This is a genomic window from Pseudomonas sp. IT-232MI5 (assembly GCF_949767845.1).
In the GTDB taxonomy this organism is placed as follows: domain Bacteria; phylum Pseudomonadota; class Gammaproteobacteria; order Pseudomonadales; family Pseudomonadaceae; genus Aquipseudomonas.
On record NZ_CATKQE010000060.1, the window covers coordinates 96118 to 108581 of the forward strand.

At 59.2% G+C, this 12464-nt stretch carries 12 protein-coding genes; all 12 read right to left on the bottom strand.

The window, feature by feature from the left end:
- Positions 1-627: a class I SAM-dependent methyltransferase gene (locus ACM6JQ_RS26795; protein WP_095113921.1), complete on the bottom strand. Its 627-nt coding sequence runs from the start codon at positions 625-627 to the stop codon at positions 1-3.
- Positions 628-797: 170 nt separating this feature from the next.
- Positions 798-1442, bottom strand: coding sequence for a methionine ABC transporter permease (locus ACM6JQ_RS26800; RefSeq protein ID WP_034151854.1), 645 nt, complete (start codon positions 1440-1442; stop codon positions 798-800).
- Positions 1432-2553 carry a methionine ABC transporter ATP-binding protein gene (locus ACM6JQ_RS26805; RefSeq protein ID WP_414894981.1) on the bottom strand — a complete coding sequence of 374 codons (1122 nt, stop codon included), beginning with the start codon at positions 2551-2553 and terminating at the stop codon, positions 1432-1434. Before ACM6JQ_RS26805 ends, ACM6JQ_RS26800 begins: the two co-directional genes overlap by 11 nt.
- A 2-nt stretch (positions 2554-2555) precedes the next feature.
- On the bottom strand, positions 2556-3365 hold the full coding sequence (locus ACM6JQ_RS26810) for a MetQ/NlpA family ABC transporter substrate-binding protein (RefSeq protein ID WP_095113923.1): 810 nt from the start codon (positions 3363-3365) through the stop codon (positions 2556-2558).
- Between the two features lie 119 nt (positions 3366-3484).
- On the bottom strand, positions 3485-4843 hold the full coding sequence (locus tag ACM6JQ_RS26815) for an LLM class flavin-dependent oxidoreductase (protein WP_095113924.1): 1359 nt from the start codon (positions 4841-4843) through the stop codon (positions 3485-3487).
- Positions 4843-6036, bottom strand: a complete 1194-nt coding sequence (locus ACM6JQ_RS26820; RefSeq protein ID WP_414894982.1) for an SfnB family sulfur acquisition oxidoreductase — start codon at positions 6034-6036, stop codon at positions 4843-4845. The genes ACM6JQ_RS26815 and ACM6JQ_RS26820 overlap by 1 nt, the downstream gene beginning before the upstream one ends.
- 25 nt (positions 6037-6061) lie before the next feature.
- On the bottom strand, positions 6062-7303 hold the full coding sequence (locus ACM6JQ_RS26825) for an SfnB family sulfur acquisition oxidoreductase (RefSeq protein ID WP_007918734.1): 1242 nt from the start codon (positions 7301-7303) through the stop codon (positions 6062-6064).
- A 268-nt stretch (positions 7304-7571) separates the two neighbouring features.
- Positions 7572-8336, bottom strand: a complete 765-nt coding sequence (locus ACM6JQ_RS26830; RefSeq protein ID WP_007918737.1) for a hypothetical protein — start codon at positions 8334-8336, stop codon at positions 7572-7574.
- Positions 8337-8801: 465 nt separating this feature from the next.
- Positions 8802-9551 (bottom strand): L-cystine ABC transporter ATP-binding protein TcyN, encoded by a 750-nt coding sequence (gene tcyN, locus ACM6JQ_RS26835; RefSeq protein ID WP_007918739.1) that lies wholly within the window; start codon positions 9549-9551, stop codon positions 8802-8804.
- Between the two features lie 2 nt (positions 9552-9553).
- Positions 9554-10219 (bottom strand): cystine ABC transporter permease, encoded by a 666-nt coding sequence (gene tcyL / locus ACM6JQ_RS26840; protein WP_007918741.1) that lies wholly within the window; start codon positions 10217-10219, stop codon positions 9554-9556.
- The gene (tcyJ, locus tag ACM6JQ_RS26845) at positions 10219-11019 is read right to left on the bottom strand and encodes a cystine ABC transporter substrate-binding protein (protein WP_414894983.1); all 801 of its coding nucleotides are present in this window, start codon (positions 11017-11019) and stop codon (positions 10219-10221) included. The genes tcyL and tcyJ overlap by 1 nt, the downstream gene beginning before the upstream one ends.
- Before the next feature lie 316 nt (positions 11020-11335).
- Complete coding sequence (locus ACM6JQ_RS26850) at positions 11336-12328, bottom strand: D-cysteine desulfhydrase (RefSeq protein WP_095113928.1); 993 nt, start codon at positions 12326-12328, stop codon at positions 11336-11338.
- Positions 12329-12464 lie beyond the last annotated feature (136 nt).

A 12464-nucleotide genomic window follows, 5' to 3' on the forward strand; every position in this document is an offset into this window, starting at 1 on the left:
TCAGACTTTGCGCCAGACGCTGGCCAACCACGGCTGCTGTTCGCGCGGCAGGCCTGCGGGACGGAAGTAGTGTTCAAGTTCGACGAATCCGGCGCGGGCAAGCAGCCCGCGCCATGCCTCCAGATCGTGATACGAGCCATAGCGCGGCCCGTTCCAGCCCTCGCGGTTATCCCCGCGCGGGTTAGAGCTGAACAGCACACCGCCCGGTTTCAAGGTATCGCGCAGCTGTTGCAAAACCCGTGGCAATTCCTGCAATGGCACATGAAACAGCACCGCATTGGCGAAGATTCCGTCGAAGCGTTCAGCCGGCAGATCGAGTTTCAGAAAGTCCTGTTGCAGCACCTCGCAACCACTGTCCTCACGGGCCATTCGCGCAAACTCTTGGGAACCGTCGAGACCCACGGCGATGTGCCCCATACGCGTAAACGTCTGCAAATCCCGCCCCGGCCCGCAGCCGAAATCCAGAACCGTGAACGGCGCCACACCTTGAATATGCCGCAGCAGCGCATCGATGTTCTGGCTGACATCGTGGTCGCGGGTGCCTTCACGGAAGTCTTCAGCCACCGAGTTGTAGTGGCCGAGGGTGGTGGTGGTGATCTGTTCGAGATCGTTGGGGGTCTGCTTCATGGTGGGGATACGCGGGCAATTGGGATTTGCCGAATATACGCCATCGAGTTCGGGGCTGCTGCGCAGCCATTCGCGAGCAGGCTCGCTCCCACAGGGGAACGCATTCCAAATGTGGGAGCGAGCCTGCTCGCGAAAGCGGTTTCAGAGGCGCGGCATGATTCCGGATGAGCTCAGCGCTTGTTCAACCCCCGCGCCAACCGGTCCCCACCCAACTGGATCACCGCCACCAGAGCCACCAGCAACACAATCACCGTCAGCATGATCTGGCTGTCAAAGCGCTGATACCCATAGCGATAGGCGATATCCCCCAACCCACCCGCGCCAATCGCCCCGGCCATGGCCGACGAGTTGATCATCGTCACCAGCGTAATGGTGAAACCGCCGACAATCCCTGGCAGCGCCTCCGGCAACAGCACATGCCAGACGATATGCCAACGCCGGCAGCCCATCGCCTGCGCAGCCTCGATCAAACCATGATCAACCTCGCGCAAACTCACTTCAGCAATCCGTGCAAAGAACGGCGTGGCGGCAATCGTCAGCGGCACGACGGCAGCCCAGACACCGTAGGTGGTACCGACAATCAACCGGGTAAATGGAATCAGCGCGACCATCAGAATCAGAAACGGGATCGAGCGGAACAGATTCACGAACGCGCCCAAGGCACGGTTCAACACCGGCGCTTCGTAGATCCCGCCCTTGTCGCTGGTGACCAGAATCACCGCCATGGGAATCCCCACCAGCAGCGCGATCAGCGAAGATACGCCGACCATCAGAAACGTATCGATAAAGCCCTGCAGCAAGCGATCAAACCACATAACCCACTACCTCCACTCGCTGCGCCCACGGTGCGGCGCGCTCGCGCAATTGTTCGGCGCTGAACGCTGAGTCGCTGACAGCCAACAACAGTTGCCCCAGCGCGTGCCCCTGAATCCGTTCGACGCCGCCCTGAAGCAATTTCACCCGCCCGCCGAGCGCGGCGAACAGTGCGCCCAGATCCGGCTCGTCGCTGGCACTGCCGGTGAATTGCAGGCGCAGCACCACAGCGGCGTCGGAGGAGGGCGGCAGCGTGTGCAAGCGACTTTGCAATTCTTCCGGTAACGCGTGTTGCAGCGGCGCAAGCAAGGTCTGGCTGACCTCGTGCTGCGGATTACCGAACACTTCCCAGACCGGGCCTTGTTCGACCACCCGGCCATGCTCCAGCACCACGACGCGGTCGCAGATTTCGCGAATTACCGCCATCTCGTGAGTGATCAGAACGATGGTCAGGCCCAGGCGTTGATTGATCTCGCGCAGCAGGCCAAGGATCGACTGAGTGGTCTCCGGGTCGAGTGCCGATGTGGCCTCGTCGCAGAGCAAAATATCCGGGTCATGCACCAACGCGCGAGCGATGCCGACACGCTGCTTCTGTCCGCCGGAAAGCTGCGCCGGATAGGCTTTGTGCTTTTCCTGCAGGCCAACCAGTTCGAGCAGTTCGCGGACCTTTTTCTCGCGTTGTTCTTTCGGCACACCCGCGACTTTCAGCGGCAATTCAACGTTCTGCCAAACGGTCTTGGCTGACATCAGATTGAAGTGCTGAAAGATCATGCCGATGCGCCGGCGCAGAGCAACCAGACGGTCTTCATCGAACCCGCCAATATCGACCTGATCGATCAAAACCCGCCCTGAAGTCGGTTGTTCCAGACGATTGATCGTGCGGATCAGCGACGACTTGCCGGCGCCGCTGCGGCCGATAATGCCGAACACTTCGCCGCGCTGAATTGCCAGATCGATGCCCTGCAAAGCCGCGACCGGGCCTTGCCGGCCGTTGTAGGTTTTACCCAGGCCGATGAAGCGTACGTGGGCGCGATTCAACTCGGGGTGCAGTTCGGTTTTTTCAGCATTGTGGGGCTCTGGAAACTCCAGTCGCCGTTGGATCGCGGCCGTCATGCTCAGCTTTCCCAACCGGCTTGATACAGCTTGCCGTGAGCCTTATCCAGTGCGGCGCGAACAACCGGCGAGTGCTGGTAAATGTCGACGAATTTGATCAGGCGCGGATCGGTTTTGCTCTTCGGCTGGATGACGAACTGGATCACGTACTCCTTGTGGTCGAGGCCGTCGAACAGCAGTGCCGAACCTGCATCGAAGGTCTTCGCCAAACGGATGTAGGCGGGGTAACCCTGAACCAGATCGGCGTCGTCGTAGGCGCGTACCAATTGCACGGCTTCAACCTGGAGGATTTTGATTTTCTTCGGGTTGGCGACGATGTCGTCTTCGGTGGCCTTGTAGCCGACGCCCGGTTTCAGCGTGATCAAACCGGCCTTGGCCAGCAGTTGCAGACCACGGCCGCTATTGATCGGATCGTTGGCGATGGCGACGCTGGCGCCTTCGGGCAACTCGTCGAAGCTTTTGTATTTTTTCGAGTAGAGGCCGACGTTGTTGATGATCCCCGGCGCGAACGGCACCAGATCAAAACCCGACGCGGCTTTGGCGTTTTCGAGGAACGGGATGTGCTGGAAGTAGTTCACGTCGATGTCGCCGGCGGCGAGGCTGACGTTCGGCGCGATCCAGTCGGTGAACTCCACTAACTCAACTTTGAGGCCTTGTTTGGAGGCCTCTTCGACGGCGGCTTCCAGCGGAATGGCGAAGGCGGCGGTGGTGCCGATTTTCAACGGTGCGTCGGCGGCGAAGACTGCCGAGCTGAACAGGCCGAGGGCCAGGGCCAGTGCTTTGACTGGGTGTGACAGGATTTTCTGGGTCATGATGGTTTTTCCAGTCAGTGCATGAAATTTGTGGTGTTTGTTATGGCCTCATCGCGAGCAGGCTCACTCCTACAGGGGAACGCATTCCAAATGTAGGAGTGAGCCTGCTCGCGATGCTTTTAGCGGCGAAACGCGGAGCCGGTGTGTTGCTCCGGCAACTGCGCCCCGCCGTGAAACAGCTTCTCGCGCAAGCTGCCGTTGTCGTACGCGGTCTTGTACGACCCGCGCCGCTGCAACTCCGGAATCACCAATTCAATGAAATCCACATAGCTCTCCGGCGTAACAATCCGGGTCAGGTTGAAGCCATCGAGGCCGGTCTCGGCGATCCACGATTCCAGCTCATCCGCCACTTGCTCCGGCGAGCCGACGACGGTGATGTAGCGACCACCGAGGGCGTGCTGGTCGAGCAATTTGCGCCGGGTCCAGTCGTTGTTCTGCAGGTTTTTGGTGGCGGACTGAATGGCGTTGCTCTTCACGTACTGGATCGGTTCGTCGATCTCGTACTGCGAAAAATCGATGCCGGTCGACGCGGAAAAATGCGCCACGCCAGCTTCGGCGCTGGCGTAACTCAGGTACTCGGCGTGCTTGGCCCACGCGGCTTCTTCCGTTGCGCCGACAATCACGTTGAGGCCCATGAACACCTTGATGTCCTCGGGATTGCGGCCCGCTTCAACGGCGCTGGCGCGGACCTTGTCGACCTGAACTTTGGTCGACGGTTTGTTCTGACCGCTGATGAACACGCACTCGGCATGGCGTCCGGCGAAGAGCAAACCGCGTTCGGAACTGCCTGCTTGAAACAGCACTGGCGTACGCTGTGGCGAAGGCTCGCAGAGGTGATAACCCTCGACCTGATAGAACTCGCCTTTGTGCTCGACCTTGTGCACTTTTTCCGGGTTGGCGTAGATCCGCTGCTCGCGGTCGTTGAGCACTGCGCCGTTTTCCCAGCTGCCTTCCCAGAGTTTGTAGAGCACCTCCAGATACTCGTCGGCCTGATCGTAGCGACGGTCGTGTTCCACCTGTTCGCTGAGGCCCATGGCTTTGGCGGCGCTGTCGAGATAACCGGTGACGATGTTCCAGCCAACACGACCACGGCTCAAATGATCGAGCGTCGACATGCGTCGGGCGAACAGATACGGCGGCTCATAAGTGAGATTCGCGGTCAGACCGAAACCAAGATTTCTGGTCACGGCAGCCATCGCTGAAACCAGCAGCAACGGATCGTTGACCGGCAGCTGGATCGACTCTTTCAGCGTGACGTCGACCGAGTTCTGATAGACGTCATACACGCCGACGATGTCAGCGATGAACAAACCGTCGAACAGTCCGCGCTCCAGCAATTGCGCCAGTTCCGTCCAGTATTCGAGGGTGTTGTAGCGCGTCGAGGTGTCGCGCGGATGCGTCCACAGGCCATGGTTGATGTGGCCGATGCAGTTCATGTTGAACGCATTCAGCAGGATCTTCTTTTTCGCCGCGCTCATCAAATCGTCCCTCGCAACGGAGGGTTTTCGTCATTGAGGTAGTAGTTGCCCACCGCGTGATATTTCCAGCGCACCGGGTCGTGCAAGGTGTGCACGCGGGCGTTGCGCCAATGGCGGTCGAGGCCATGTTCGATCAGGGTCGCCTGGCTGCCGGCCAGTTCGAACAGCGTGCTGCCGGCGGCCAAAGAGATTTCAGTGCTGATCGCCCGTGCTTCGGCGACGGCAATCGAAGCGGCGGCGACGGTTTCTGCGTTGGTCTCGGCTTGCGCGGCGTCGAGGAATTCGCCGGCACGTTCGAGCAAGGCTTCGGTGGCGTGCAAGCGAATGCTCAAATGGCCGAAGCTCTTCAGTGTCAGTGGATCTTCGGTGGCTTTGTCGTTGCTGGAATCGATCCATGGCCGGGTTTTGCTGCGCACAAAATGCAGCGCGTCTTCATAAGCGGCGCGCGCGATGCCGGTGTCGATGGCGGCGTGAAGGATCTGCGCTAACGGGCCGACAGTGGTCGGGCGTTCGAAGGCACTTTGAAACGGCAGCACGTCTTCGGCGGCAACGAATACATCTTCGAACACCACAGAACCGCTGCCAGTGGTGCGCTGGCCAAAGCCGCTCCAGTCGTCGATCACCGTCAGGCCCTTGCTGTCACGCGGGACGAAGGCCAGTTGCTGCACGCCGTTTTCATCCACCACAGAAGTAGGAATACGCTGTGCGTAAATCGCGCCTGTCGCATAGAACTTGCGACCGTTGATGCGATAGCCGTCACCGGCGCGCTTGAGGCTGGTGACGCGTTCGTGGGCGGTTTTGGTGCCCAGTTCTGCCAAGGCATTGCCGAAGCGTTGGCCGGCGAGAACCTCGGCGTACAGCCGTTGTTTTTGTGCGTGGCTGCCGTTTACGCGCAGCACTTCCAGTGCGTAGAAATGGTTCTGCGGAATCTGCCCGAGCGAGCCGTCGGCCTGGGCGATCAGGGCAATGACTTTGGCCAAAGTTACGTTGGACACGCCAGCGCCGCCGTATTCCCTGGGCACGCTGATGCCCCATAGACCGGAGCGGGAAAATACATCGAGTTCCGGCAGTGGCAAGCGACGTTCACGGTCGCGCAGGGCGCTGTCGCGTTTGAAATCTTCGGCCAGATCGCTGGCGACGATCAGCGCTTGCTCATCGCTGGTGATGACCGCGACGTGATGGGATAGCGTCATGTTTTTCTCCAGATGTCTGGTCGTCTCAGATCCAGGAATGGCGAGCCGGTAAAGTGCCGTTGAGGCGATAGGCGCCGACCGCGTGATATTTCCAGCGCACCGGGTCATGCAGCGTGTGCACGCGGGCGTTGCGCCAGTGACGGTCGAGGTTGAATTCGGCGAGGGTCGCGCGGCTGCCGGCCAGTTCGAACAGCTTTTCGCTGGCGAGCAAGGAAATCTCGGTGGTCAGCACTTTTGCTTCGGCCACGGCGATCGAAGCGCGGGCGGCAGACTCGGCAGTGAGCGGCGCGGCGTGCACTTGATCAAGCACTTTGCCGGCCTTGCGCAGCAGCGCTTCGGCGGCGTGCAGTTCGATTTTCAGTTTGCCGATGTCAGCGATCACATAGAGGTCATCGCTGGCGCGATCAACCTTGGCGTCGATCCACGGCCGTGCGCGGGTTTTGACGAACTCGATGGCGTCGTCGATGGCGCCACGGGCGATGCCGGCGTCGATGGCCGCTTGAATCAACTGCGACACCGCGCCTTGGGTGTTAGGGGTTTCGTTGATCTTCCAGTTGTCGACCACCAGGCTCGATTCGACACGCACGTTGTTCAGCAGAATCGTGCCGCTGGCGGTGGTGCGCTGACCGAAACCCGACCAGTCATCAACGATGCGCAAACCCGGCGTGCCGCGACGGACAAAGGCCAGCACTTGCTTGCCGTCATCGTTGAGCGCCTTGACCGCCACCCAATGCGCAAACAGCGCACCGGTGGAATAAAACTTCTGGCCGTTGATCACGTAATCATCACCGTCGGCGGTGATTCGCGCTTTCAGCTCCAGGGTGTTTTTGGTGCCGCGTTCCGGGCCGGCATTGCCGATGCGCCAGCCTTCCAGAACGCTCTGGAACAGCTGTTTCTTCTGCTCCTCGGTCGCGCTGCCGAGTACCAGATTGATAATGCCGAACTGGTTCTGCGGAATCTGCCCCAACGCCGGGTCGGCGGCGGAGATGATCGCGAACACTTCGGCCAAAGTGACAAAGGAAACCTGCGGGCCACCGTATTCGCGCGGGATGGCGATGCTGCCTAATCCGCTGCGGGTGAACTGTTCGATTTCCGACCACGGCAACTTGCGCTGGCGGTCGCGTTTGGCGGCCTGCACGCGGGCGACTTGCGCCAGTTCATGGGCAGCCTTGATGGCTTGGGCGTCGTTGCGCAAGACCTGCGCGGGCAACAACAGTGGGGCGATGTCCAGATCCGACTGGACGTTTGCATCTGCCAGACTGGACATCAGTGCCGCTCCTTGGCTGCACGCAATGCCCTGGCGATCTGCACTGGGGTGATTGTGTTCCGGACCATACTACCTACCTCACATCTCATGAAAAACGCCGCAAAAGTGCGGCGAACGAAAGAATGTCCGGTGGTCCGGTTCATATACCCTAAGCGTGTATAAAAATTAAATAAACTAACTTTTAGGAATATGTATAGAAGGGGTGATGGTCAGGTTGGTTAAGAATTTTCGGGTAAGGGGGCCGGGGCCCCTTATCCGCTGAAGAGGATCAATCTTTACGCGATTCGGCAGCCATGAGTTTTGGCCTGAGGGGCACTTTCAGATAAGGGTTTGCACAACCGATCTTCAACGTTCTTGGCGGCGCCCAGCGCGAGTTGTTGCCGACCCGATCGAGAATGCAGTACGTCACGTCCAGCCGCAGATCTTCGCCCGCTTCGACAATCACCGAGGGAGGCACCCAGACTTGAATGGGCAGCCCGATATCCGCGGCGGTGATCGGTGCCAGGTCCATGCGTACATCGCCCCAGCGTAAGGTAATGGCGTCATCTTCGGCCATGTTCAGGTAGGGCTCGATGGTCAGCGGTACGCCGCGTTTGATCTGGTTTGGATTCACCCCCTGACGGCGAATGGTGTCGGGGATGGTCACGGGGGCCAGTTGCTGGTTTTCGTCTCCGCTCAGCGCTGAAGGTTGCCCGCCGGGGCAGTCCAGTTTGACCTGCACGCGCGTCGCCGCCGATAACGCCGGCCCCTGACCGACCTGCATCACCCGGTAGTGAATGCGCGTCGTGCCGTTGGCGATGAAGCTTTCCGGCACCCGAAGGCTGATTGCCGTGCCGACGTCATCCGCTGTCAGCACCCTGGAGGCGACATAGCATTTGTTCCAGAACAGCTCGATCAGGTCTCCGCTATCCATGTCGGGATAGGGTGACACCTCGACCACCAGATGGGCGGCGGCGGCCAGATTGATGCCGGTTTTTTGCGCTGGCGCTACGGTCGGCGCTGCCAGTTCGGGGGTATGCGAAGTTCGGGTCATCGATTTCTCTCCTTGAAGCCTTGCAGCGAAGTCCGTTTCTGGAAGAACAAAAGGCGTGAATAAACTGGCAATAAAGCTTTGAACTTTTATTCAAGTTGAATACGGGTTGGTTGAACTAAGTGGTGCCGGTTGGCGACTAGATAAGAGTCTGCGGGATGGGGTGTCAATAGACGATGTTAGTTAATTCGTGAATTACGAATTAATCAGAATCTTCCTACGCTGTTGAGGCCTGATGCCTAAGCGCCAAGACGAAATGAGCCACGGAACTAACGGTTTTTTTGCGTTTTTTGCTTGGATTTATTCGAGCGCTGTCATGCCGGGTGGAGCGGGTAGCAGGCGGGCATTATCTGTTGCAGAACATATATATGTAGCGCATCGAATATGTTTTGTCTGAAGGGATAAAGCTGGTGTTTGTTGAAGGTAACTTCCATCCGTGGAAGTTTCCGATGCAGCGATAAAAAGTACTCAGGCGTGATTCAGAAACTTGCTGAGAAACTGTTTAGTGCGTTCTTCTTTCGGGTTGGCGAACAATGCTTTGGCTTCGCCTTGTTCAACGATCACGCCTTTGTCGAAAAACACCACACGGTTGGCCACATCGCGAGCAAAACCCATTTCGTGGGTGACGATCACCATGGTGCGTTTCTCTTCCGCAAGGCCACGGATGGTCGCCAGCACTTCGCCGACCAACTCCGGGTCGAGCGCTGAAGTCGGTTCGTCGAACAGGATCACTTCCGGCTCCATCGCTAGCGCCCGGGCAATCGCCACGCGCTGTTGCTGACCGCCGGAGAGACGACGAGGATAAGCATCTTCCTTGCCGGCGAGACCCACCTTGGCCATGAGCTTTTTGCCCAGGACAATGGCGGCATCGCGTGGCATCTTCTTGACCACGATCGGGCCTTCGATGACGTTTTCCAAAGCGGTGCGATGGGGGAACAGGTTGAAGTTCTGGAACACGAAGCCCACGTGCTGGCGCAGGTTGCGCACCAGGCTTTGCTGCTGGTTCAGCGGGCGGCTGGTATCGATCTCGATATCGCCGACCTTGATCCGGCCGCTGGTGGGTTGTTCAAGAAAATTCAGGCAACGCAGAAACGTCGTTTTCCCCGAACCGCTGGGGCCGATGATCGCGACGACTTCGCCTTCCTTGACCTCGAGGTCGATGCCGTTGAGCACGACCTGACCCTTGAATTGCTTGGTCAGTTTTTCCACGACAATCATCGTCAGGACTCCTGGTCGTGCCGATTGACCCGCTCTTCCAACTTGTTCTGAAAGTGCGAAAGCACTGTGGCCAGAATCCAGTAGATCAGCGCGGCGGCAAGATACATGGTGAAGACTTCAAAAGTCCGGGCGGTAATCAATTGCGCCTGACGGAACAGCTCCGGCACCTGAATGGTGGCGGCCAGTGCCGTGTCCTTGACCAGCGAAATGAAGCTGTTGCCCAGCGGCGGCAACGCTGTGCGCATCGCTTGCGGGAGGATGGCCCGGCGCAGGGTTTGCGCGCGGGTCATGCCGATGCTCGCGGCGGCTTCCCACTGGCCACGTTCGATCGAGCCGATCGCGGCGCGCAGAATTTCACAGGCGTAAGCGGCCATGTTCAGCGAGAAGCCGATCAGCGCCGCTGGCAGCGGATCCAGTTCGAGACCCAATTGCGGCAAGCCGTAATAGATCACGAACAGCTGCACCAGCAACGGCGTGCCGCGAAAGAACGACACGTAGATGCGCGCCAGCCAACTGACCGATTTGAAGCGCGACAGGCGCATCAATGCCAGGCCGAAGCCCAGCAGCAAGCCGAAGAACATCCCGCCGAGGCTGAGGACTACCGTGTAATACGCGCCCTTGAGCAGAAAGGGCGCGGAGTCCAGTGCGAGTTGGAAAGCTTCTTCCATTATTTAGTGACGTCAGCGTTGAAGTACTTCGTGGACAGCTTCGCAAGGGTGCCGTCGGCACGCAGTTCGTCGAGGGCCTTGTTCACGGCGGCCAGTAGTTCAGGCTCGCCTTTACGCAGGGCAACACCGGCTTCCTGGCGGGAGAAGGCTTCGCCGGCAGCGACGGTTTTCGGCGCTTTCTTGGCGTACTCAAGTGCGGCCAGACGGTCGATCAGGATGGCGTCGGTGCGACCGTTGTTGAGGTCGGCGAACTTGGTCGGATCATCGTCGTAGGTGCGTACGTCAGCGCCCGGCACGTTGGCGCGGACCCACTGTTCGTAGTTGGTGCCCAGGCCTACACCGACTTTTTTACCGGACAGGTCATTGGCAGTCTTGATGTTCAGAGCGGACTCTTTGCTCTTCAGCACCAGCGCCTGAATACCGGAAACGGTGTACGGCTCGGAGAAGTCATACTTCTTTTTGCGCTCGTCGGAGATGGTCACCTGGTTGACCACGACGTCCAGACGCTTGGATTCCAGCGCCGCGAGGATGCCGTCCCACTTGGTCGGCTGAATCTTGGCTTTGACGCCGAGTTTTTGCGCCAGCGCTTCGGACAACTCGACTTCGAAACCGGACAGCTTGCCGTCGGCATCGACGAAACTGAACGGAGGGTAAGTGCCTTCCAGGCCGACGTTGATAACGCCTTTGTCCTTGATCTGTTGCAGCTGCTCACCGGCCACTGCCTGGCCGATCAGACCGGCGCTCAGCGCCAGGCCTAGCGAACCCACCAGCAGATTGCGACGTAGTGCGGAAAAATTCATGACAAGCCCCTGTGTTTTCTTATGGAAGACGCTTAAGGAAAGTTGGCGAATTTGTGATTCGTGCGCCTGCGTTATCGTGCCCTAAAGCAGCTTATGCGTCTTGCGCGAAATTCGCCTGCGGCGAGACTATAAGATGTCTGCTTTAGACTTGAAAATACTTAATATTTAATCTGTTAGATCTAATTTGAATATTAAGATCTTTCCCACGCTCTGCGTGGTAATGCCTCTAGGGACGCTCCGCGTTCCAGCGCTCAAAGGGACGCGGAGCGTCCCGGGCTGCATTCCCACGCAGAGCGTGGGAACGATCAGCGATCTCTCAGAGGAAATCCTTGTAGGCGAATAACGCCGGCGCGCCGCCGGTGTGCAAGAAAATGATCGGGCCTTCATCAAAACGCTGACGTCCGATGCCATCGAGCAAGCCCGCCATTGCCTTGCCGGTGTACACCGGATCGAGCAACAGCGCTTCCTGACTCGCCAGCAACTTCACCGCCGCCAACGTCCCGGCATTCGGCTCGCCATAACGCGGGCCGAAATATTCGTCCCACAGCTCAACCTTGAAACTGGCCGGCAGCTCGACGCCGAGCAGGTCCGCCGTACGTTCGGCAAGGCCCTGAACCTTCGGCCGCTGGTCTTCTTCACTGCGCGAAACGGTCACACCAATCACCGGCAATCGGGGCAATACTTCGCTCAACGCCAAGGCCAGACCGCTGTGCGTTCCGGCACTGCCCGAGGCGAGTACCACCGCAGCGAAATCCAGACCGGTGTCCTTGATCTGCTCGGCCAGTTCCAGACCGGCACGCACGTAACCGAGCGCGCCGAGGGCATTGGAGCCGCCGATTGGCACCAGATATGGCTTCTTGCCGTTGCTGCGCAGACGTGCGGCGAGGGCGGCCAGTTGGTCGTCGGCGTTGTCGAGGTTGTCGACCAGTTCGACCTTGGTGTCGAACAGATCCAGCAGCAGGCGGTTGCCGTTGCCGGTGTAGTTGCTGTCGTCAGTGCCCAGCGGATTTTCCAGCAGCGCCACGCAACCTAGGCCCAATTTGGCGGCGAGTGCGGCGGTCTGGCGAACGTGGTTCGATTGCAGCGCGCCGGCGGTGATCAGCGTGTCGGCGCCTTGCGCGAGAGCGTCGGCAGCGAGGTATTCGAGCTTGCGCAGCTTGTTGCCGCCCATGGCCAGCGGCGTCAGGTCATCACGCTTGATGTACACCTCGCGGCCGAGCCAGGCGGACAGGCGTTCGAGTTTTTCCAGCGGCGTCGGGTGGCCGAGCAGGTCGAGACGGTTAAAGCGGTCCAGCTGTTGTTTGATCATGAGTCCGTACTGGAGGAGAAAGATGAAAGGACTATAGGCACGGGCTTTTGCAGGGGCAACCGTGAATCGCTTATAGCCAAATGAACTGAGGCCAGCACTATCGGTTCTTAATTCGCTCTCGCGACCATGCCGTAAA